General features: G+C 68.3%; 21 protein-coding genes and 1 tRNA gene. 17 read left to right on the top strand and 5 right to left on the bottom strand.

Features of this window, described 5'->3' with window-relative positions; all coding sequences use genetic code 11:
- Position 1 precedes the first annotated feature (1 nt).
- Entirely contained in the window at positions 2 to 700 is a 699-nt protein-coding gene (locus AC0685_RS36640; RefSeq protein ID WP_478229705.1) for a DUF305 domain-containing protein, read from the top strand.
- An 87-nt stretch (positions 701 to 787) separates the two neighbouring features.
- Here the strand turns inward: AC0685_RS36640 and AC0685_RS36635 are convergent, their stop codons facing one another.
- Both AC0685_RS36635 and AC0685_RS36630 read right to left on the bottom strand, forming a co-directional pair.
- Positions 788 to 1,705 (bottom strand): cation diffusion facilitator family transporter, encoded by a 918-nt coding sequence (locus tag AC0685_RS36635; protein WP_340683776.1) that lies wholly within the window; start codon positions 1,703 to 1,705, stop codon positions 788 to 790.
- Between the two features lie 150 nt (positions 1,706 to 1,855).
- A complete protein-coding gene (locus tag AC0685_RS36630) occupies positions 1,856 to 2,980 on the bottom strand; it encodes an epoxide hydrolase family protein (protein ID WP_478229665.1) in 1,125 nt (374 codons plus the stop codon).
- A 43-nt stretch (positions 2,981 to 3,023) separates the two neighbouring features.
- On the opposite strand from AC0685_RS36630, the gene AC0685_RS36625 reads away from it, so the two are divergent.
- On the top strand, positions 3,024 to 3,173 hold the full coding sequence (locus AC0685_RS36625) for a hypothetical protein (protein ID WP_478229664.1): 150 nt from the start codon (positions 3,024 to 3,026) through the stop codon (positions 3,171 to 3,173).
- A gap of 65 nt (positions 3,174 to 3,238) precedes the next feature.
- Positions 3,239 to 3,311: transfer RNA gene (locus AC0685_RS36620), tRNA-Arg, on the top strand.
- A gap of 59 nt (positions 3,312 to 3,370) precedes the next feature.
- Here the strand turns inward: AC0685_RS36620 and AC0685_RS36615 are convergent.
- Positions 3,371 to 3,709 (bottom strand): ankyrin repeat domain-containing protein, encoded by a 339-nt coding sequence (locus AC0685_RS36615; protein ID WP_478229663.1) that lies wholly within the window; start codon positions 3,707 to 3,709, stop codon positions 3,371 to 3,373.
- Between the two features lie 89 nt (positions 3,710 to 3,798).
- The gene (locus tag AC0685_RS36610) at positions 3,799 to 4,536 is read right to left on the bottom strand and encodes a phosphotransferase family protein (RefSeq protein ID WP_478229662.1); all 738 of its coding nucleotides are present in this window, start codon (positions 4,534 to 4,536) and stop codon (positions 3,799 to 3,801) included.
- Positions 4,537 to 4,895: 359 nt separating this feature from the next.
- Here AC0685_RS36610 and AC0685_RS36605 point away from each other — a divergent pair, with 359 nt between their 5' ends.
- From AC0685_RS36605 to AC0685_RS36555, 11 genes are all read left to right on the top strand, one after another.
- A complete protein-coding gene (locus AC0685_RS36605; RefSeq protein WP_478229661.1) occupies positions 4,896 to 5,900 on the top strand; it encodes a ParB/RepB/Spo0J family partition protein in 1,005 nt (334 codons plus the stop codon).
- A 329-nt stretch (positions 5,901 to 6,229) separates the two neighbouring features.
- Complete coding sequence (locus AC0685_RS36600) at positions 6,230 to 6,493, top strand: acyl carrier protein (RefSeq protein ID WP_034309004.1); 264 nt, start codon at positions 6,230 to 6,232, stop codon at positions 6,491 to 6,493.
- A gap of 37 nt (positions 6,494 to 6,530) precedes the next feature.
- Positions 6,531 to 7,679, top strand: coding sequence for an LLM class flavin-dependent oxidoreductase (locus AC0685_RS36595; RefSeq protein WP_478229660.1), 1,149 nt, complete (start codon positions 6,531 to 6,533; stop codon positions 7,677 to 7,679).
- Positions 7,676 to 8,905, top strand: a complete 1,230-nt coding sequence (locus AC0685_RS36590; RefSeq protein ID WP_478229659.1) for a cytochrome P450 — start codon at positions 7,676 to 7,678, stop codon at positions 8,903 to 8,905. The genes AC0685_RS36595 and AC0685_RS36590 overlap by 4 nt, the downstream gene beginning before the upstream one ends.
- A complete protein-coding gene (locus tag AC0685_RS36585; RefSeq protein ID WP_478229658.1) occupies positions 8,898 to 10,844 on the top strand; it encodes an amino acid adenylation domain-containing protein in 1,947 nt (648 codons plus the stop codon). The genes AC0685_RS36590 and AC0685_RS36585 overlap by 8 nt, the downstream gene beginning before the upstream one ends.
- An 11-nt stretch (positions 10,845 to 10,855) precedes the next feature.
- Complete coding sequence (locus AC0685_RS36580) at positions 10,856 to 15,613, top strand: amino acid adenylation domain-containing protein (protein WP_478229657.1); 4,758 nt, start codon at positions 10,856 to 10,858, stop codon at positions 15,611 to 15,613.
- Positions 15,610 to 16,584: a thiamine pyrophosphate-dependent dehydrogenase E1 component subunit alpha gene (locus tag AC0685_RS36575; RefSeq protein WP_478229656.1), complete on the top strand. Its 975-nt coding sequence runs from the start codon at positions 15,610 to 15,612 to the stop codon at positions 16,582 to 16,584. Before AC0685_RS36580 ends, AC0685_RS36575 begins: the two co-directional genes overlap by 4 nt.
- Positions 16,581 to 17,564, top strand: coding sequence for an alpha-ketoacid dehydrogenase subunit beta (locus AC0685_RS36570; RefSeq protein WP_478229655.1), 984 nt, complete (start codon positions 16,581 to 16,583; stop codon positions 17,562 to 17,564). Before AC0685_RS36575 ends, AC0685_RS36570 begins: the two co-directional genes overlap by 4 nt.
- 9 nt (positions 17,565 to 17,573) lie before the next feature.
- Complete coding sequence (locus AC0685_RS36565; protein ID WP_478229654.1) at positions 17,574 to 18,152, top strand: TIGR03086 family metal-binding protein; 579 nt, start codon at positions 17,574 to 17,576, stop codon at positions 18,150 to 18,152.
- A gap of 173 nt (positions 18,153 to 18,325) precedes the next feature.
- Entirely contained in the window at positions 18,326 to 18,964 is a 639-nt protein-coding gene (locus AC0685_RS36560) for an SRPBCC family protein (RefSeq protein WP_478229653.1), read from the top strand.
- Positions 18,965 to 19,028: 64 nt separating this feature from the next.
- Positions 19,029 to 19,610: a P-loop NTPase family protein gene (locus AC0685_RS36555; protein ID WP_478229652.1), complete on the top strand. Its 582-nt coding sequence runs from the start codon at positions 19,029 to 19,031 to the stop codon at positions 19,608 to 19,610.
- Here AC0685_RS36555 and AC0685_RS36550 read toward each other — a convergent pair.
- Positions 19,607 to 20,062, bottom strand: coding sequence for an N-acetyltransferase family protein (locus AC0685_RS36550; RefSeq protein ID WP_478229651.1), 456 nt, complete (start codon positions 20,060 to 20,062; stop codon positions 19,607 to 19,609). The genes AC0685_RS36555 and AC0685_RS36550 overlap by 4 nt on opposite strands.
- Before the next feature lie 228 nt (positions 20,063 to 20,290).
- Here AC0685_RS36550 and AC0685_RS36545 point away from each other — a divergent pair, with 228 nt between their 5' ends.
- From AC0685_RS36545 to AC0685_RS36535, 3 genes are read left to right on the top strand one after another with little or no spacing between them, the layout of a single operon-like run.
- Positions 20,291 to 20,860: a YbaB/EbfC family nucleoid-associated protein gene (locus tag AC0685_RS36545; protein WP_478229650.1), complete on the top strand. Its 570-nt coding sequence runs from the start codon at positions 20,291 to 20,293 to the stop codon at positions 20,858 to 20,860.
- Positions 20,857 to 21,189: a type VII secretion target gene (locus tag AC0685_RS36540; protein WP_425341953.1), complete on the top strand. Its 333-nt coding sequence runs from the start codon at positions 20,857 to 20,859 to the stop codon at positions 21,187 to 21,189. The genes AC0685_RS36545 and AC0685_RS36540 overlap by 4 nt, the downstream gene beginning before the upstream one ends.
- Positions 21,186 to 22,427, top strand: coding sequence for a hypothetical protein (locus AC0685_RS36535; protein WP_478229649.1), 1,242 nt, complete (start codon positions 21,186 to 21,188; stop codon positions 22,425 to 22,427). The genes AC0685_RS36540 and AC0685_RS36535 overlap by 4 nt, the downstream gene beginning before the upstream one ends.
- Positions 22,428 to 22,455 lie beyond the last annotated feature (28 nt).

Raw genomic sequence — 22,455 nt, 5'->3', positions numbered from 1 at the left:
AGTGGACCCCGATCCCCAGGACGAAGCCTCACGGTCGGCCAAGAGCCGATGGCTGGTGATCGGGGCCGCCCTGGTCGTCATGCTGATCCTCGGCTTCGGCCTCGGCGCGCTGACGACCAGGCTGATCGACTCCGAACCGGAGCAGACGACACCGGGCGCGGGCTCGGTCGAGGTCGGCTTCGCGCAGGACATGTCGGTGCACCACCTCCAAGCCGTCACCATGGCGGGCTGGGCGCGGGATCACACGACCGATCAGGCGATCAAGACCCTCGCGTTCGACATCGAGCGCACGCAGACCGGCCAGGTCGGCCGGATGAAGGGCTGGCTGGGCCTGTGGGGCCAGCCCGAGCAGACGACCGGCGCCTACATGACCTGGATGACCGAGCCGATGTCCGGCCACGGCGGGCACGGTGGCGGCGACATGAAGCCGTCGAACGGCGCGCCGATGCCGGGCATGGCGACGTCGGCCGAACTCGCCAAACTGCGGTCGCTGACCGGCAAGGAGCTGGACGTCTTCTTCCTCCAGCTCATGCTGCGGCACCACGAGGGCGGGACCGAGATGGCGCAGTACGGCCACGATCACACGTCGATCGCGGACGTGAAGTCGCTGACGCGAAGCATGCTCGTTTCGCAGGGCGCCGAGATCACCCTGATGAAGGGCATGCTCCAAGAGCGCGGCGCGGCCCCCCTCCCCGCCTGACGCCTTTCCTCTCACGCATTTCGTCCTCTGAATGCGGTAGTTCGCTTTACCAACTACCGCATTCAGAGGACGAAATGCGTCAGGGGGTCACCAGGAGAGTTCCCGGCAACGTTGAGCGCATTGGGGCACTTCTATCTGCAGGGTCGCGTGCTCGATCGAGTAGCGGTTCGCCAGAAGGTTCTGCGCCTCGGTCAGCACCTCGGCCTGCTCCACGGTCGGCGCGATCGTGAGGTGCGCCGAAGCGACCTCCATGCCCGAAGTCAGCGTCCAGACGTGCAGGTCGTGGACGTCCTCGACACCCTTCAGCCCGCCAAGCTCGGCCTGGATCCCGGCGACGTCGACGCCCTTCGGCGCGTGCTGGAACAGGATCCGCAGCGCGCGGCGGGCGAGGGCGTAGGTGCGGGGCAGGACGAAGAGGCCGATCGCGACACCGATGATCGGGTCGGCGTAGCGCCAGCCGGTCAGCAGCGTGATCGCGCCGCTCAGCAGGACACCCACGGAGCCGATCAGGTCGGCGAGGACTTCGAGGTACGCGCCGCGGACGTTGATGCTCTCCTCCGCGCCCTTGCGCAGGATCAGGAACGAGGCGATGTTCGCGACGAGGCCCGCGGCCGCCGCCAGCAAGACGGGCAGGCCGGGCACGGCAGGCGGGTCGCTGATCCGGCCGATGGCCTCGACCAGGACGTAGCCCGCGACGCCGAACAACAGGATGGCGTTGGCCAGGGCCGCGAGCACTTCGGCGCGGTAGAAGCCGAAGGTCCGGGTCAGCGTCGGGCCGCTGCGCCGGGCGAGCAGGATGGCCGCCAGCGCCATGCCGACACCGAGGACGTCGGTGAACATGTGCGCGGCGTCGGAGATCAGCGCGAGCGAGCCCGTGGCGAACCCGACGATGAACTCCATGACCATGAAGCCGGCGCCGATGACCAGGGCGATCGTCAAGCTCTTGAGGTAGCGGCCTGACGCGCTCGACGGCGAGGCCGTTCCATGCCCGTGCCCGTGACCCATTGCTCCGCCTCTCGTGAAGTCGACAGGCCGAATATATTGTCACATGCGCATATGTGCAATACAGGTGAGCCTAATTCACCATGTCTTAAGCCACACACGGAAGCCATCCCCCAGGAGGGCCTTCCCGAAACCTGGACTCGCCACGCACCGCTACCGAAGCGACCGGAAGAACCCCCGCAGCTGACCGACGAAGGCCTCAGGCTGCTCGAACGCGGCGAAGTGACCGCCCTCGGCCAGCACCTCGTACCAGCGAAGATCGGTGTAGCGCAGCTCCGCCCAGCGCCGGGACGGCCGGATGATCTCGCGGGGGAAGATCGAGATACCCGAAGGAACTTCAACGGCCGAGACGTCCTGTTTTTTGTTCTCCCAGTAGATCCGCGCCGACGAGGCCGCCGTCGCGGTGAACCAGTAGACGGAGATCGCGTCGAGCATCTGGCGCCAGGACAGCGCGGTCTGCGGTGAGCCGTCGTTGTCGGTCCACTCCCAGAACTTCTCCGCGATCCACGCCGCCTGCGCCACCGGCGAGTCGGTGAGCCCGTAACCGAGCGTCTGCGGACGCGTGGCCTGCTGTTGCGCGTACGCCGACCCGACCGCGCGGAATCGCGCCAGGTCACTGATCGCCGCCTTCTCCTCGGCCGTCGGTTCACCGAGGACGGCCTCGTCATACGGGACGCCCGCCATGCTGACGTGGACGCCGATCAGTCGCTCCGGCGCGACCTTGGCGAGCATGCTCGTCACCCCGGCACCCCAGTCGCCACCCTGCGCGACGTAACGCTCGTAGCCGAGCCGCCCCATCAGCTCATCCCAGGCCCGCGCGATGCGCTCGACGTTCCACCCCGTCGACGCCGGCTTGTCGCTCCAGCCGAACCCCGGCAGCGACGGCACCACGACATGGAACGCATCCGCCGGATCACCCCCGTGCGCGGCGGGATCGGTCAGCGGCCCGAGCACGTCGAGGAACTCCACGACCGATCCCGGCCAGCCGTGCGTGAGCACGAGCGGCATCGCGTCCGGCTCCGGCGAGCGAACGTGCAGGAAGTGGATCCCGAGACCGTCCACAGTGGTCCTGAAACCCGGGAAAGCGTTGACCCGATCGGCCAGCCCGAAGTCGTAGTCCTCCGCCCAGTACCGGCACAGCTCCCGCGCGAACTCCAGCGGGACTCCCTGCTCCCAGTTGTCCACGGTGGCCGGCTCGGGCCAGCGCGTGGCGCGCAGGCGGGCACACAGGTCGGCGATGGCGGATTCGGGGATCCGGACTTCGAACGGCTCGATCATCGGGCCTCCAGTTCGTTGGTACCACCAACGCTACGCATTTCCGATGCCACCGGCCCCGCACCAAGGCCGGCTGGAGCGGTCGGAAGACCTGGTCAGTGGCACACAGGACACGTTCCTCACGCCACTGGACCGCGCCGAAGTGGAGCAGTCGACCGGGCTACTGGCGCGCCTCGTGGAGCACCACGCCGGTTAACGACCACCACTCGGGAGCCCCTGCGGGGACATGCGCTAAGCTTCCAACGTCGCTCAGGCGGCAACGCCCTCGTAGCTCAGGGGATAGAGCACTGCCCTCCGGAGGCAGGTGTCGCAGGTTCGAATCCTGCCGAGGGCACACAGATCGACCATACGGTTCAGTTGCACGTTTGTTCCATCGTCGGCGAGCGCGAACCGCTAGGTGCCCACTCCGTTGCGATGGGCGCCCCATCTCTCAAAGAGAGCCGACGCCAACCAGTGACGGCTTACGAACGCCATATGCTCAGCAGTAACGCCGCGACCAGCATCCGAAAGTCGCTTCGGGTCCGCTCCTCGCGCAAGCAAGTAAGCCGTGACATCCACGTGCAGTGGCTCGCCCGTCTGCGTGTGACTGTCAACCTCGACGTCAATGGCATGGTGCAACAACGTAAGCCCAGCATGCTCTTCGTTGATGTCAGCGCCGCCATCGAGGAGTTCACGAAGCAGCGGAAGATCACCCCTCTCGACTGCCTGATGAGCAGGGCTCAAGTCCTTCATCAGGGCCGCCCCCTGAAACCCCGTATCCGAAGCACCGTCGCAGATCGATCGACGGCACCCAGACGACGGAGCGGGTTCATGACCATCCTTCACATCCGCGCCTTCAGTACATCGATCTCGCAGCCCGGCGCGGCCGGATCGAAGCCGTGCTCGATCAGCCAGCGGACCGCTCGCAGGCTTCGCAACGACCACCACGCGTGGATCACGTTGAGGTCCACGTCGGCGCCGTAGCCCGACAAGACGTCTTCGAGACGCTCCTCGTGTCCGAGAGTCAAGGTGGCGAGGTCGAAGAGGGCATCGCCCTGCGCCGCCTCGGACCAGTCGATCACGCCGGTGATCTCGTCACCGTCGGCGAAGACGTGGGCGATCTGCAGATCGCCGTGCGTGAACACCGGTGTCCACGGTCGAAGCGCGGCTTCGGCGATCTGGCGGTTGCGCTCGACCAGCTTCGGGGGCAGGACATCCTGCGTGATGAGCCATTCGCATTCGTCGTCGAGGTGCGCCGCGACCTCGTCGGGGCTTCGGCCCGGCCACGGTGGCAGCGGCGCGTCGTGCAGCGTCCGCAGGGCGGCGCCCGCCGCGGCCCATGCCTCCGGTGACGCGGTCGACGGACGGCCGAGGCGGCCGAGCGCTTCGCCGGGCAGGGCGGCGAGCGCGAGCACGGGCGGCTTTCGCCAGAGAACCTCCGGGGTCGGGATCGGCGCCATGGTCATCGCCGCCACTTCCACGTCGGTGCGCGTTTGATCGGCGTCGATCTTCAGGAACACGTCACCGGCGCGCACGGTCGCGCAATCATGGTGGGCGACGACCACCTGGACCTCTTCCATAGCGGTCAGTATCGTCGCATACGGCGGACGGCGGAAATCATCCGATGACCGGAAAGAACAATCGCGGAGTATTCGCCGAGCCGTCCCCGGAATTCACGGGGACGTATTTCACCGAGCGGTTTATGGGCTTCCCTCCGTCGACGGGTCAAGTTCAGGTTGCGTGGCTTCCGCGCTCCCGTCAAGCGACTTGCTTCCGTTCGGCCGTATGACGACGGACAGTAGCCGAGAACACGAGACACCGTCGAACACCCTGGCGACGCCGGAACCACCGATTGCGACTCACGGACCTTGACATCCACTCACACCAGCTCGAATATTGAAAAGGTTTGATATTCACCAAGTGTTCTGGGGGCTGGAAGATGTTAAACTGGCATAAGGAGAAAACTGCGGAGGGCGCGCAGATCCCCGCGGCCAGAAGGGAAGACGAGTGGGTCGCGGTCGGCTCGGACCCGCCGCTCGGTGAGGTCGTCGAGGTCCCGCTCGACGAGTTGTCCGTGCGGGACACCCCGCGGGCGGCGGGCGTGGATCCCGCGTACGCACGGGTGCTCGCCGAGACGGATGCCCCGCTACCGCCGATCCTCGTCCACCGTCCCACGATGCGGGTGATCGACGGGACGCATCGGCTCCAGGCGGCGAAGCTGAAGAACGCCACCACGATCAACGTGCAGTTCTTCGACGGCGACGAGCAGGCCGCCTTCATCCTCGCCGTGAAGGCGAACATCGCGCACGGCTTGCCGCTTTCCCTCGCCGACCGCAAAGCCGCCGCCTGCCGGATCCTCGGCGCCCGCCCTCACTGGTCCGACCGGGCGATCGCGGCGGTCACGGGCCTTTCCCACAAGACGGTCGGCAAGTTGCGCCGGCGTTCGAGTGGGGAAGTTCCCCACTCGAACGCCCACGTCGGCCGCGACGGCCGTGTCCGCGCGCTGGACCCGGCACAGGGCCGTCGCCGTGCCCACGAGCTGATCACGAGCAACCCGTCCGCCTCGATCCGCGAGATCGCGCGCGGCGCCGGCGTTTCCCTGGCGACCGCGCACGACGTGCGTCACCGGCATCGCCTTGGCGAAGAGCAGGCGGCACGCGCCGCGACCAGGCCACGCCCCCGTCCGGCCGACGGCGGTGATCCCACGGGAGCGGACACCCAGGCGGCGGTGGAGCGGCTCCGGTCGGACCCCACCATCCGCTACACCGAGTCCGGCCGCACCCTCGTGCGACTGCTGGACGGGCATCTGAACGACCGCGACAAATGGGACCAGGTCGCGAGGAACATCCCCGAACACCGGCTGGAATTGATCTCCGAACTCGCCAGGGCGCGAGCGGAGGACTGGCGGCAGTTCGCGGAACTGCTGCAGAAGCGCAAGCGCTGACCAGACGTGAAGGGGGCTTTCCGTGCACGCGCGCACGGAAAGCCCCCTTCACGTCATTCCGCATTGATCATTTCGTCACGTAACCGCGGAAGAACACCGAAGATCGGTCTCGCGGACTGTTGCGGACATCGGAAGCTTCGGGCAACAATGGTTCGAATCGCCCGCATGGACGGATGTCCGGGCGTACTGGGAGAAACGACAGCGAGCACACTGGGGTGACTTTCGCTGTCGTGATCATCGAATGAACCGCCGCGTTTCGAATGCGGCGTGATCACCATTCAGCATTCATCCATCCGCGCCTTCACGCGCGGATTCAGCAAAGGGGACACATGAACGCGGAAGACGCGCGGGCGGAATTGCGTCAGCAGATTTTCTCCCTTCTGACCGAGGTCGCGGGCGGCGTTCTGGAAAACCAGACCATCGAAGCGGACACGGAGTTCCCCGAGACGGGTATGAGCTCCATCGAGTACCTGGCGCTCATCGAGAAGATCGAGACGAAGCTCGACGTGTTCATCGACCTCGAAGAGAACGAGGATCTGACCACTGTGGACAAGTTCTGCGACTACCTGCTCGAACAGGTGCCATCGGCCTGAGGCAGCACGATCGTCCGCCCCCAGACAAAGGATTGAGATGAACGCAAAGGCATTCGGCTGCTTCCTGCCTCCCTTCCACGACCCTTCGGTCAGCCCGCACGCGTCGCTGAAACGCGACATCGAGTTGTGCGGCCTCGTCGACGAACTGGGTTTCGACGAGATCTGGCTCGGCGAGCACCATTCCAGCGGCTGGAGCACGCTCAGTTCCCCGGAAATGCTGATGGCCGCGCTGGCCCGTGAGACGCGCCGTATCCGATTCGCCACGGGTGTCATCCCGCTGCCGTACCACCACCCCTTGCACGTCGCGGAACGGATCACGCTGCTCGATCACCTCACCGCCGGCCGGGCGATCCTGGGCGTCGGCACCGGAACCTACGTCCACGACATGGAAATGGTCGGGGTGGATCCGGCTTCGGTCCGCGACCATTTCCGTGCGGCGCTGGGGACGGTGCAAGCGCTCCTCAACGGCGAAACGGTCAACACGACGACGCCGTGGTTCACCGTCAAGAAGGCCGTCCTCCAGCTCCAGCCGCTGAGGGGTCCCGGCACCATCGAGACCGTCGTCGCGTCTTCGCTGAGCCCGGCCGGTATCGAGCTCCTGACCGACACGTCGACGACCCCGACCGTCCACGTGGCACCGCCTTGGGGCGCCATCCGGCCCGGAATGGACCCGGATCCGGTGGGCGCGCTGATCGAGCGCGTCGATGCCTACCGGAACAAATCCGCCGGCGGGACACGGATCCGCTGCAACGTCTTCGTCCACATCGCGGACTCCCCCGCCGCGGGCGTCGAAGAACTGTTGGAAGGTTTTTCCGCGCTGCGCCGAGGCCTTTACCGGAACACCTTGGGCATGCCCATCCCGGATTCCCCGGTCGCGCACCGCAAGACGTTGCAGAACCTCGTCGACACGGGCGGGTTCATCGTCGGGGACGCCGCGACCTGCGCGGCCCGGATCCGCGACCTGATCGACCGCGTCGGCGACCCGGTGTCGCTGAACTTCTTCGTCCCCAGGTGGATTTCGCACCGCGCGACCCTCGATCAGCTGACCGCGCTCGCGCACGAGGTCGTGCCCACCCTGGCAGGCGGATTCGAGGGCACCGCCGAGTCCATCCGGCTCACGTCGGAAGAGGCCGCACGTCAGTTGAAGTCCCGGACCGAACTGGTCGGCAACGGAGGCGACAAATGAGCACCGCCCCGGTGAAACTGGACTTCAGCTCCGACGAATTCCTCGCCGACCCTTGGCCCATCTACTCCGAGCTCCGGCGTTCGGATCCGGTGCACTGGTCGGCGGCGTTCAACGCCTTCCTGGTCACCAGGTTCGAAGACGTCCAGGCCCTGCTGGCCGACCGCGAGGTCGGCAGCGGGTTCCCGATGCGCAGCAGCCGCCGCCTGTTCGGCCGCACGTTGCTGGACACCGACGGACCACGCCATCGCGATCTGCGGAAGCTGTTCATGCCGCTGTTCGCCGGTGCCTCGGTGAAACGGCTGCGCACCGAGATCCTCATCCCCGCGGTGGACCAGGTCCTCGACTCGATCGAGGCCGAAATGGGCGCCAAGGACGAGGTCGACGTCGAGTTCATGGAACGGGTCGCGGTCGGAGTGCCCTACGCGATGGTCACCCGGCTGTTCGGGTTGCCGCCGGAGGACGCCGCCTGGCTGCGCCCACGGGTGCTCCCGCTGGCGGGTGCCATCGAGTTCCCGGCGACCTCGCTGGATTCGGCGCTCGCGGCCAAGGCGGAGCTGATCGGCTACCTCAAGGACAAACTCGCCGACCGCCGCGAAGGCGGCCGGATGCCGTTCCTCGACCTCGTCTTCCCGCCGGGCGAACCGCTCGACGAATCCATGTTGGGCACGGCCACGCTGTTCCTGCTCGCCGGCACCGAGACGAGCGTCGCGACCATCGGCAAGATCATGTACGCGGTACTCGCGCACAATGTCGACCTGTCGACGCTGGCGGACCACGAATACCGGACCCAGGTGGTGCGCGAAACGCTGCGGTGGGAACCGCCGAGCCACACCATCCTCCGGTACGCGACCAGAGACCTGAACCTGCACGGGGTGGACGTCCCGCGCCGGTCCGCGCTCCTGCTGTCGCTGGGCAGCGCCAGCCGCGACGAGAACGCGTTCGAGGACCCGGATTCCTGGCGTCCGGAGCGGACCGACCAGCGGCTGCTGGCGTTCTCGTCCGGTCCGCACACCTGCCTGGGCATCCAGCTGGCGCTGGCGGAGTTCGACACGCTGTTCGAGCGGTTGTCGCACCGGTTCGGCGGCGTCCGGCTCAGCGGTTCGCTCGACGGCGTCCGGCCGGGTTTCTGGCGGCTGCGGGAACGCGGCCACATCTTCCGGCGGCCCGATCACCTCCATGTCCGGCTGGAGCGCAAGCGCGCGGGAAGCAGCGAGGCCGATGCCTGATGCGTTCACCACTCCCTACGATCTGACGACCGAGCTCGCGGCCGAGCCGTCCGAATACCGGCGCGCGAAGGTGGTGCTCGCCGCGTTCGCGGTGACCCTGTGCCGGTGGACGGCGGCGGCCGAGGCCGCGATCTCGGTCGCCGGAAGGGTGATCCGGGTCCACGTCGACGACAAGGCACGCGTCGAGGACTTCCTGGATTCGGTCCACCCCGTCGGCGTCGCCGAAGAGGGGCCGGTGGACCTCGTACTCGCTTCCCTGCACACGGATCTGCGGTCCGGGGAGGTCAGGTTCGCCACCGCGGTGCCGGACGCCGAGCACGGTTTCGTCGCCGACGTCGCCGCCGCGGTGGGCGAATTGGCCCACCTCGACGGTTCGCTGGAGGACGTGCGCTGTATCGCGCCGGAACGCCGCCGGATCCTCGGCGCGCTGGCCGGCGCCGACACGCCTCCGGCCGATATCGAAACCCTGTTCCTGGAACAGGCGCGGCTTCACCCGGAACGGGTCGCGGTCCGTGACGCGAACGCCGAGCTGACCTATGGGCGGCTCGCGCGGGCGGCCGATCGGTACGCCGAAGTCCTGCGGCGTGCCGGGGTGCGGCCCGGTGACACGGTCCTCGTCGCCACCAAGAGGTCGGTCGGCGAGATCGTGGCGCTGCTCGCGATCATCCGTGCCGGAGCCGCGTACGCGGGCTTCGACGACGACGCGCCGGAAGCCCGGATGGCGCGGATCATCGGCAAGCTGGCGCCCGCGGCGGCGGTGGTCGACGCGGCCACGGCCGGTCATCCCGTCCTGCGCGGGCTCGCCCGGGTCGACGTCTGGGTCCCTGGTGGGGAAATCGACGCGGATCCCGAACCGGCTCCCGGCCACGACGATCCACAAAGGACGGCGTACATCGCGTTCACCTCCGGATCCACCGGTGAGCCGAAGGGCGTCGTCGTCCCGCATCGCGCGGTCACAAGGCTCGCGCGGACGGCGGAACTCCGGACGCGCCCGGGCGACCGGGTCCTGCGGATGGCGCCGCTGGCCTTCGACGCGTCGACGTACGAGATCTGGGTGACCTTGCTCAACGGCGCGACCCTGGAGGCCTTTCCCGGACGGCTTCCGACGGTCCGGGCACTGGAGAAGTTCTTCACCGAGCGGAAGGTCTCCGTCGCCTGGCTGACCGCCAGCCTGTTCCGGCTGATCGCCAACTCACGGCCGCAGGCGCTCGCCGGGCTGCGCTGGCTCTTGAGCGGCGGCGAAGTCGTACCGCACGACGCGGCGGCACGGATACTCGACACCTACCCCGGGCTGGTGCTCACTAACGGCTACGGCCCCACGGAGAACACCACGTTCACGACCACGCACACCGTGCGCGGCGGCGCGGAGATCGACGGGCCCCTGCCCATCGGCAGGCCGATCGCCGGCACGAGGGTCTTCGTACTCGACCGGAACGCCCGCCTCGTCCCGCCCGGCGGCGTCGGCGAGCTGTACGCGGCCGGAACGGGCCTGGCCGACGGGTACCTGGACGACGAGACCGAAACGAAGCAGCGCTTCGGCCACTTCTCCCCCGACGTGGACGAACGCCTGTATCGCACGGGTGACCTGGTCCGGCTCGACCCCGGCGGGAACGTGGTCTTCCTGGGCCGCGTGGACAAGCAGATCAAACTCGACGGGCATCGCATCGAAACCGAGGAGATCGGCACCCTCCTCGCCGGTCACCCCGGTGTCCGCGACGCCGTGATCGTCGTTTCCCGGCAGGAGGACCAAAACCCCCAGCTCGTGGCGGCCATCGTCGTCCACCCCGGCGAGGACACCGAACCCCGCGCCCTGCGCGCGTTCCTGTCGCGGCGGCTGCCGAGCTACGCGTTACCCGCCCGCTGGGTGGTGGTCGACGAGATCCCGCTGACCCGCAACGGGAAAGTCGACGAGCAGGCCCTGATCGCGAACGCCCGATGAAGGAGAAATCGATGAGGTTGTCGCTCGGGCAGGAGCGGCTGTGGCTGGTGCAGCAACTCGACCGGACCAGCGCCGCGTACAACATCCCGATCGTCTTCCGGTTCCACGACGGTGTCGACTTCGACGTGCTCGACCGGGCGCTCGGCGCGCTCGTCGAACGGCATCCGGTGCTGCGCTGGCGGTTCGTCGTGGACGAGACCGGGACACCGGCCGCCGTGCCGACCCCGGGGTTCCGCATCCCGGTGGCCCGGCGCGTCGCGGAAGACGACGACTGGCAGAAGCACACGGCCGATCTGGTCAGCGAGCCGTTCGACCTCGCGGCGGCGCCGCCCATCCGCGCGATGGTGGTCGAATGCGCCGACGGGTCGGCGGTGCTGTGCGTGGTGAACCACCACATCATCACCGACGGCCGGTCCATCCAGATCGTGACCGAGGACGTCGTCAAGCTGTACCGCTCGGAGACCCCCGCGCCACTCGAAGTGACCTACGAGGAGTACGTCGCGGTGCAGCGCGCGGCCGCCGGCTCGGTGGCGGAGCACATCGACTACTGGCGGCGTGAGCTCGACGGCTACGAGCCGCTGCGGCTGCCGACGGACCGGCCGCGATCGGGCAATCCCGGCTTCGCGGGCGACCATGTCGATTTCGTGCTCCCCGCCGAACTCACGAAGGCCTTCAGTTCTTTCGCGCTGCGGAACCGATGCGCGCTGTCCAGCGCCGTGGCCGCGGTGTTCCAGGCACTGCTGGCCCTCCATTCCGGCCAGGAGGACATCACGATCGGCACGGTGCTGGCCGGTCGTGACGACCGCCGGTTCGCCGACGTCCTCGGCTTCTTCGTGAACACCGTCGTGCTGCGCGCCCGGATCACGCCGTCGATGTCGTTCCGCGAGCTGCTGAAGGTGGCGCGCACCAAGATGGTCGACGCCTACGCGCATCAGCAGGCACCGTTCGATCAGGTGGTCGCGGAGGTCCGGCCGGAACGCGACGCCGGGCGCAACGCGATCTTCGACGTCGTGGTCGTGCACAACGGCGAGATCCCCGCCGACGGCGAAGGCGAGATCTCCAGCGTGCACTGGGCCGGGGTGGCGACCCGGTTCGATCTGGAACTGGTGACCCATGTGCAGGACGGCAGACTGCACGGCTCCCTGGTGTTCCGGACCGGTCTCTTCGACCGCTCCACCGCCACCCGGCTCGTCGGCAGGCTCATCCGGCTGGTCGAGCACACGCTGGCGCATCCCGACGAGCCGATTTTCGAGGCCCTGCGCGGACAGCTCGACTACTGGCGCAAGCAGTTCGATGACCTGCCCGCGGCGCTGGAGCTGCCTGCCGATCACGCCCGGCCGCCGGTGGCGTCCTATCGCGCCGGCTCGCTCTCCTTCGACGTGGACCCCGGAATCCGTGAAGCGGGCAGCCGTCATGACACCACCCTGTTCATGACGCTGCTGGCGGCCTTCGACGTCGTGCTGTCCCGCTACGCGCGCACCACCGACGTCACGGTCGGTGTCCCCGTGCCCGAGGCGAAGATGCTGGTGCTGCGCACCGATCTTTCCGGCGATCCCACCTTCGCGGAGCTGCTCGGCCGCGTGCGGGAGACCACGCTCGGCGCGTACGCGAACCAGGACGTCCCGTTCGAGCGTCTCGTCGAGGAATTGGCGCCGCGGCGGGACTTCAGCCGCACTCCGCTCGCACAGGTCGTGCTCCGGGTGGTGGACGAACCGTTGCCGGACGTCGCACCGGTCGGCACCCGCTCGGAACCGTTCGACCTCGAATGCCTCGTGTCGGACCGGGACGGGGTGCTGGAAGCGCGGATCGACTACAACGCCGAAGTGTTCGACCAGGTCACGATCGAACGCTTCGTCCGGCACTTCCGGCAACTGCTCGCGTCCGCCGAGCCGGAGCTGCCGCTTTCCGCTTGGTCGATGATGAGCGATGCCGAGCTCCGGCGGCTGACGGAGGACTGGAACGACACGACCACGGAGCTGCCCTCCCCGGCGACGGTGCCCGCGGTGTTCGCCGCACAGGTGCGCGACCGTCCACAAGCGACAGCGCTGGTCTGCGGCGACGATTCCGTGACATATGAGGAACTCGACGTCCGATCCAACCGGCTCGCGCACCGGTTGCGCACGCTGGGCGCCGGACCGGGGACGGTCATCGGCGTCTGCCTGCCGCGCTCGCCAGGCCTGATCACCGCGTTGCTCGCGATCCTCAAGACCGGCGCCGCGTATCTGCCGATCGACCCGGAGTATCCCGAGGAACGCCAACGGCTCCTGCTCACCGACGGCGGGGCACGGCTGGTGATCACGACCGACCTTATCGGCGATCCGACGCTCGACGAGGAGCCACCGACCGCACTCGAAACCGGAGTGGGGCCGCGAGACCTGGCCTACGTCATCTACACCTCCGGCTCGACCGGCCGCCCCAAAGGTGTCGAAATCGAGCACCGGTCGATCATCCGCCTCGTCACCGGCCTGCCGGAAAGCATCCTCGGCCCGGACGATGTGGTCCTGCACGCGTCGGCGATCTCCTTCGACGCGGCCACCTTCGAGATCTGGGGTGCCCTGCTCACCGGCGCGACCTGCGTCATCTCGACCGAGCGGGTGCTCACCGCCCGGCCGCTCGCGAACGCGATCACCCGGCACCGGATCAGCACGGCGTGGCTGACCTCGTCGTTGTTCAACCACGTCGTCGACGAGGACACCTCGGCGCTCGCCGGGCTCCGGCAGCTGCTCGTCGGCGGCGAGGCGCTGTCCGTCACCCATGTGCGCCGCGCCGTCGCCGCGCTGCCCGGTACGAAGTTCTTCAACGGGTACGGCCCCACCGAATGCACCACGTTCGCCACCTGTCACCCGATCCCCGCCCCTGTTCCCGGGAACGCCAAGGGAATCCCCATCGGCCGCCCGCTCGGCAACACGCGCGTGTACGTCCTCGACGAACTCGGCAGGCCCACACCGACCGGGGTGCCGGGAGAACTCCACGTGGCAGGTCCCGGTGTCGCCCGGGGCTATCGGGGACAACCGGAGCTCACCGAAGAACAGTTCGTCGCCGACCACCACGACACCACCGGCGGCCGGCTCTACCGGACCGGGGACATCGTGCGACACAACGCCGACGGCGATCTCGAGTACCTCGGCCGCGTCGACGACCAGGTCAAGATCCGCGGTTTCCGCATCGAACCCCGTGAGATCGAAACCGCGCTGCTGGCCCGGCCGGAGATCACGCAGGCCGCCGTCATCGCCCGTGAAGACGGTTCGGGCCAGAAGCGGCTCGTCGCCTATCTCAAGGGCACTTTCGACGACACCACCCTGCGTGCCGGACTACGCCGTGAACTGCCGGAGTACATGGTGCCGTCGGCGTTCGTGTCGCTTCCCGAACTCCCGTTGACCATCAACGGGAAACTGGACGTCCGGGCGCTGCCGGAACCCGAGGACGACCTCCGGCGGGACGAGGCCGCCCCGCCGCGCAACCCGACCGAAGAGAAGCTGGCGGCGATCTGGGCGCAGGTCCTCGGCCGCGAAACCGTCGGCAGGGACGAAAGTTTCTTCGACGTCGGCGGGCACTCGCTCAAGGCCGCGCAGCTCGCCGTCCGGATCGGGGAGACCCTGCGGATCGACCTGCCGCTGCGGACGCTGTTCGAGCGGCCCACCATCGCGAAGCTGGCCGAAGAGATCAACGGCGAGCGGCAGGCCGCCGTGCGCTCATTCGATCCGCGGGCCAGGCTTCGCGACGTCCTCCCTGAGCCGTTGCCGTCGCGCGGAACCGGCGGCGTCGCGGAGATCCTGCTCACCGGCGCCACCGGATTCGTCGGGGCGTACCTGGTCCGCGAGCTGCTGACCCGCGAGAACGTGCGGGTGCACTGTCTCGTCCGTGCGGCGGACGAAGGATCGGGATGGCGACGGCTGCGCGAAAACCTCGACCGCTACGGCCTGTGGGACGACGTCGACGAGAAGCGGATCAGCGTCGTTCCCGGCGATCTCGCGGCGCCTGGGCTCGGCCTCACCGACGCGGTGTTCGCACGGCTCGCGGGCGAAATCGACCTGATCTGCCACAACGGCGCCTGGGTCGACGCGCTCTCCAGTTACGAACAACTCGAAGGCGCCAACGTGGGCGGCACCCGCGAGCTGATCCGGCTGGCGGCCACCACCCGGCTCAAGCGGCTGCAGTTCGTGTCGACCATTTCCGCCGGTGAGGAGAACGGCTCCCGCAGCGGATACGCGGAGACCAAAGCGCACGCGGAGCAGCTGGTCACCACCGCGTACGAACGCGGGATGCCGGCGGCGATCTGCCGCCTGCCCCGGATCGTCGGGGATTCGCGGACCGGGCAAGGGAACACGCGGGACATCATGCTGCGGGTGCTGCGGGCCATCCTCGAACTCGGCGCCGCGCCCGACACCGAGATCGAGGAACCATGGATCGCGGTGGACGAGACGGCGGGCGCGCTCGCCCGGCTCGGCCTGGACCGGCGGCCGGACGGCAGCCGGTTCGTGCTGGCCGGCGAACGCCCGATGCGCCTCACGTACCTGGTGGGGCTCCTGCGGAGCGCCGGTACCGAGATCGGCACCCTGCCGGTGGCGGACTGGCTCTCGGCGCTCGAAGCGCGTTCCCCCGAGGAACACGCCATCTTGAAGCTGCTCTTCGGATCCCCTTCGTCGAGCGGCCTGCCGAGCAGCGAATTCGAGCCCGTCGTCGTGCCGAGCCCCGACGACGGCGCGCTGCTCCGTTACGTCGACCGAATGCTCGTCCGGACCTCCGCAGAAGGGCTGTCGCGAAAATGACCAGCGAGAACCGGCCGGCCCTGTACCGGTCCATGAAACTGATCCGCGAGTTCGAGGAACGCTGCCTCGCGATGGCCATCGCCGGGGAGATCGACGGCGGTATCCACCCGTACATCGGGCAGGAAGCCGTCGCCGTGGGCATCTGCGCGAACCTGACCGAACGGGACTTCATCACCAGCACCCACCGGGGACACGGCCACGTACTGGCGAAGGGCGCGGACCCGCGCCGCCTGCTCGCCGAACTGCTCGGCACCCTCGAAGGGTTCAACAAGGGCCGCGGCGGATCGATGCACGCCGCGGACATGAAGCTGGGCATCCTGGGCGCCAACGGAATCGTCGGCGCGGGTGGCGCGATCGCCTCCGGCGCCGCGTGGGCGGCCAAGGCCCGCGGCGATTCCGAGGTCGTCGTCAGCTTCTTCGGTGACGGGGCGATGAGCCAGGGTGTCCTGTTGGAAGCCTTCAACCTGGCCGCGATCTGGTCCCTGCCGGTGCTGTTCGTCTGCGAGAACAACCGGTACGCGACAAGCCTCAAACTCGAATCGGGGCTCGCGGGCGGCGCCGCCCGGCGCGCCGAAGGCTTCGGGCTGGTCTCGCGCGGTGTCGACGGCATGGACGTCGAGGCGGTGGAGAGCGCCGCCGCCGAACTGCTCGAAGGGGTTCGCGCGGGGCGTGGCCCGGCGTTCCTGGAATGCGAGACGTACCGGTTCTTCGGGCACCATTCCGTGCTCGAACTCCTGGGTGTCGAGTTCCGCGATCCCGACGAAGTGGCCCTTTGGCGCCAGCGGGATCCGATCCCCCTGCTGGGCGATCGGCTGGGTGCCGACGTCGTCGCCGGGATCGACGCGGCTGTCAAGGAATCCATCGACGAGGCGGTCGCGTTCGCGAAGAACGCCCCGTCGCCCGATCCGAAGGACGCACTGATGTACCTGTACGCGGGAACGGCCGCCGTCCGGCCAGGGGTGATCTTGTGAGCGGGCTTCCTTCGCCGGAGAACTTCGGCTACATGCACGCGATGAACCGCGCACTGCACGCCGAGATGGCGGCCGACGAAGACGTCTTCCTGCTCGGCGAAGACGTCGGTGTCGGGGCGAGCGGCGTCACTTCGGGGCTCCTGCCCCGGTTCGGCCCGGAGCGGGTGCTGGACACTCCGCTGTCCGAACAGGCCTTCACCAGTTTCGGGACCGGCGCGGCGATGGCGGGCAAGAAACCGGTGATCGAATTCCAGATCTCCTCGCTGATCTACCTGGTCTTCGAGCAGATCGTGAACCAGGCGCACAAGTTCTCCCTGATGACCGGCGGGCAGGTCCGGATCCCGGTCACGTATCTCGTGGCCGGATCCGGCTCGCGGTTCGGCTGGGCGGGGCAGCATTCGGACAACCCGTACAGCCTGCTCGCGCACGCGGGGGTCAAGACCGTCGTCCCGGGGCTGGCCGCCGACGCCTACGGGCTGCTGCGGGCGGCGATCCAGGATCCGGATCCGGTGGCCGTGTTCGCTCCCTCGTCGTTGCTGGGCGCGACCGATGTGTCCTACGCGGGCGAAGAGGACATCGTGCCGCTCGGGCAGGCGAACGTCGTCCGGGAGGGCGGCGACCTGACGGTCGTGGCGGTGGGCCAGCACGTCGGCACGGCGATCGAGGTCGCCGAGCGCCTCGCCGACCGGGTCGACATCGAGATCGTCGACCCGCGCACGGTCTATCCCTTCGATTGGGAATGCCTGCGCAAATCGGTCGACAAGACCGGGCGGCTGGTCGTGATCGACGACTCGAACCGCATGTGCGGGCTGGGCGCGGAGATCGTCGCGACGGCGGCCGAGGAATTCGATCTGGTGGCGCCGCCGAGGCGGGTCTGCCGTCCGGACGGCACCGTCATCCCGTACGCCCTCGCGCTCGACAAGGCCCTGGTGCCCGGAGCCGGAGAACTGACGGCCGCCATCGACGCGACGTTGAAGTAGGGGAACCCCATGGAAACCTTGGATCGCCACCGGCGGACACAAGACGCCTTCGACGCCGTGCTCGCCACCGTGCGGCCGGACCAGTGGGACGCCGCGTCGGCGTGCGAACACTGGACTGTGCGCGACGTGACGGGTCACGTCATCTGGGGCCTGGAGGTGCTGCACCACCACGCGTCGGGCCGGGAATTCACGGTGGAGAACGGGCCCGCGGGCTCCGATAAGCCAGGGGAACTGGCGGGTGAAGACCCGCTGGCCCGCTGGCGCGCGACCCGGGCGGCGACAAGTGCCGTCGTCACCGGCGAACTGCTCGATCGGCCCGCTCCCGCGTGGTACGTGGCCAACCGTCCTGATGCGACGGTCACGGACTACCTGGCGCTGCTGACGTTCGACACCCTGGTGCACACCTGGGACATCGGCTCCGCGCTCGGCGTGGACGTGCGCATGGATCCCGACATCGTCGCACCGTCGTTCTCGCTCGCCCGGCTGATCATCAGCCGTACTCCGGGCACTTTCGGGCCGCGGGTGAAACCGCCGGCGGACGCCGACCCGCAGGCGCGGTTCCTGGCGTTCCTCGGCCGGACGGTCTGAGCCCCGCGGTTTCGCGCGTGAAGGCCCCCTTCCCTCGGCTGAACCCAAGGGGAAGGGGGCCTTCACGCGCTTCGCCAGTTAGAACCTCTCACGGTTTCTCTTGACGCTCAGGGGGTGATCGCTATAGGTTCTAACTAACGCGACAAGCGCTAACAAGCGGAGGAGAAAGAGACATGTCCCGCATCGCACGCCGCCGGATCAGCACACGCGCCGCCCTGCTCACGGTCCCGCTGGCCCTCGCCGGCGTCCTCGGCGCCACGGCGCCCGCCCAGGCGGCGCCCGCCCACCACACCAAGCCGGCTTCGCTTACGTGCCAAGGCAAAGGCATCGACCGGTCCGCCAAGGTGCACTACCGGACCGAGACCTTCGTCAAGGCGCCGCTGCGCACCATCTGGAACCTGCAGACCGACGTGGAGGCCTGGTCGTCCTGGCAGAACCCCGCCATCCCCGTCACCATGAAACGTCTGGACCACGGCCCGCTGCGCAAGCATTCCCGCTTCCAGTGGACCATTCCCGTCCCGCCCGGCATGCCCTACCCGCCCGGTGACGTGACCATCGTTTCCACCGTCCGGCAACTCCAGCCCGGCAAGTGCATCCGCTGGACCGGCCCCCTCGACGGCCCCGGCGGCGTGCACATCGACGGTGTCCACGTCTGGAATTTCGTCAAGGTCCCCGGCGGCGTCATCGTCCGCACCGAGGAGAGCCACACCGGCCCGCAGGTCGACAAGGACGTGCCCGGCTCCACCGCGATGCTCGGGCAGGGCCTCGAAATCTGGCTGAAGGATCTGAAGAAGGCCGCCGAAAACCGGTAGTGAAGAGGGAAGGCCGATCGCACCCGAGGCGCGTCGCCCACCCGATTCTCCTTATGCTCCCCGCATGGAGATCATCGGGCCGGACGACGCTCTTCCCGCGCGCCGGATCCGGCGGGCCGCGGTGGCGGGCCCCGCGGGATCCGGCAAGTCGACGCTGGCGCGAACCCTGTGCGAGCGCATGGGGTTTCCGTTCGTCGAGTTCGAGTCCTTCTTCCACGCGCCCGGCTGGACGGTGCGGGAGACCTGGCAGGCCGACGTCCTGGACTTCATCAGCGGCGACGAGTGGGCCATCGAATGGCAGGGCGAGGAGGTCCGGGAGCGGCTGACCGAGCGGCTGGACGTCCTGGTCTGGCTCGATCATCCGCGTGCGATGACCGTGGCACGCACGGTCGTCCGGACGCTGAAACGCCGTGTGGGGCGCGGTTCGAAGATCGCCGGCGGCAACGTCGAGGGCCCGCTGCGCACGTTCTTCACCGATCGCGACCACATCGTCAAACTCGCCTGGCGCTATCACCCGATCATCCGGGCCCGCGTGCACAAGGTCATCGCCGAGAACCGGTATCCGGACCTCGTCGTCGTCCGTCTGCGTGGTCAGCGCCAGGTCGATCGCTGGCTCGACGGGCCCCTCGCCCGGAACCTCCGCTAGCGGAGATCCCGCACGCGCCGCACGACGCCGAGTTCGCTCCGCTCCGCCGTGAAACCCTCGCGCTCGCAGAAGGCTGCCGCGCGTTCGTTCGCCACGAAGTGCTCGGCGTACACCCGCTCGGCGTCCGCGGGAAACTGTCCGATGAGGACATCGAGCAGCCACCGGCCCAACCCGCCACCGCGATGCCGGGGATGCACGTACAGCTTGCCGATCACGTACTCGTCACCGTCGCGACCGCGCTGCCCGACGCCGGCGAGGTATCCGTCTTCTTCGGCGACCACGACCGAACCGCGGGCCACGGCGCCGGCGATGTCCGTCTCGTTCCAGCACATCCGCACTTGTCTGGCAGCGGATTCTTCGCCGATCAACGGCGCGTAGTGGGCTCGGACATACTCCTCGGCGAAGCGGCAGATGGCCATGACGTCGTCTCTGTCGGCGTTCCGCACGATCATCGTCCTGCCCCGATCCGCCAGTCCCGAGGACCTTTCGGGCAGTTCTCGATCACCGGGGTTGTCCCGGATGCGCGCCCGGTGGTAACGATACGGGCGAATCAGCTTGTGACCTACCGGTCCGCTGCGGAACCAGTACGGCCGGTCTACCCTCCGTGCGGGGAAGCCGGGGGTGTTCCGCCTCGTCGACCTCCCGATAGTGATCCCATCCCAACCAGGCCAAGGCGACGCATGCAACCCAATTTCGACGCAGGTGAGGACTTCGCACTCCTTTTGGAGCGAGAGGCCAAGAAACTCGAGGAAAAAGCCCATGCCCTGACGGCAGCGTTCACCGCGTCCGCGTCCACGGTGCGGTCTCCCGACGGCTCGGTGACGGTGACGGTCGAAGCCAACGGCTCGCTGAGCGCCATCGAGTTCGGCAACCGGGCCACCTCGCTGGGGCCTGCCCGGCTCTCCTCACTGGTCATGCAGACCGTGCGCGAGGCCCAGCGCAAGACCGTCGAGAAGGTCACCGAGTCCTACACCGAGATCAACGGCGAAGACGAGGCCGCGCGGTTGGTCCGCACGTTCCTGCCGAAGGTGGAGGACGAGGCGCCGGACGACCCGGAACAGGACAAGTGGGCTCCCGAGGCGCACAACGAGCCGCCGCCTCCTCAGGCGGGGTACCGGCCGCCGCCACCACCGCAGGCGGGCCCCCCGATGCCCCCGCAGCCCGGCCGTCCCGTGCGGCCGCCGAACCCCCCGGCGCCGCGACCCCGGCGACCGGCCTCCCCCGACGACGATGAAATGAGCCCGTGGTGAGCGGATTCGGTGTCAAGACGGAAGCCCTGAACGAGTTCGCCGGTCACCTCGACAAACTCGAAGACGCGCTGCGGAAGAGCGCCGGCATGGTGGGCAGCTGCGTGGCCGACCCCGGCATCTTCGGCATTTTCGGCGGCCAGATCTACGGCGCCGGCGCGAGCATGCACTGCGCGAAGGCGCGGGACCACCTGAACAAGTACTCCGAGAACGTGCAGGAGTTCTCGGACAGGGTGCGCGAGGCAGCGAAGAAGTACGACGCCAACGAGCAAGAGGCCGAGAAGCTGATCACCGACGCCGGCAAGGGCATCGACGAGGTGAAGGTCAAGTGAGCGACGAGTACAGCCGCAACGACTTCGGGAACGCGACCGGCACCAAGGCCGACGACTTCAAGGACGAGAACCGCAGCTTCCTCGCGGGCAGCGGGGACACCGCGGGCGCGGGCTTCTTCGATTCCGCGTTCTCACTGAAGAAGGCCGTCGACGACGGCGACAGCCTCAGCATCGGGCTGGCCTCGGCGGGAATGGCGATCGAGGTCCTCGGCATGGTCGTCGACCCGATCGGGTCGCTGCTCACCGCCGGGATCGGCTGGCTGATCGAGCACATCGTCATCTTCCGCTGGCCGCTGGACTTCCTGCTGGGTGATCCGAAGGGCATCGAGGCGGCCAAGACGGCGATCTACAACGAGGGCAAGGCCGTCAAGGAGTGGTCTGAGGATCACGCGGCCGCCACCAAGAAGTTCATGGAGAAGTGGGACGGCGAGGCCGCCGACAAGTTCCGTGCCGACATGGAAGGCGTCGCCGCCCAGATCGACGCGCTCGCCGAGTACATCAACTTCGCGGGCAAGCAGATGGGGATCGCCGGTGCCGTGATCGGCGCGGTCCGCGGCATCGTCCGCGACATCATCGCCATGACGCTGGCGGGCATCCTCAAGGCCGCGATCGTGGCGGTGGCGCTGGCGCCTGTCACCTTCGGCGGTTCGATCATCGCGGCGATCGCCTCCATCATGACCACGGTCGCCGTGGCGATCGCCAAGATCGCCAAGCAGATCGCCGACACGGCCAAGAAGCTCGCCGAGATGATCAAGATCCTGGCCAAGACGCGCGGCGCGGCCGACGAGGTCGTCAAGCTGACGCTCGCCGGTGGCAAGGTCACGCTGCCCAAGCCGAAACCCGGCGGTGGCACGCCGATGCCCGGCGGCAAGAAGCCGATCGAAGGCCCACCGCCCAAGCCGGGTGACACCACTCCGGAGGCCACACCCAAGCCCCCTCGGGAAAAGCTCAGCGACATGCCCCTCCGGGTCGTGCGCGAGAAGCTGGCGAAGGAACTGGAAGGGGTGGACGGGGCGGCGGACATCCTGAAGCGGTTCGACTACTGGAACAGCTTCCCGATCGGCGATCTGCACAAGCGGTTCCCCAAGGTGGCGGACGCGATCGAGAAGACGACCAAGATCCTCAGCGACCCGACCTACGGCGCTTCGGGCATGGCCGGGAAGACCATCGTCGAGCTGACGAAGGCCATCCCGCCGGCCGCGAACGAGAAACCGCCGGAGGACAAGGAAGAGCAGTAAAGGCCAGGGGTCCTGTACCGGTGTTCCG

Source organism: Amycolatopsis sp. NPDC043889 (assembly GCF_056435645.1).
The sequence above is the reverse complement of the archived record's forward strand: the minus strand, read 5'-3'. Positions and strand labels throughout refer to the sequence as shown.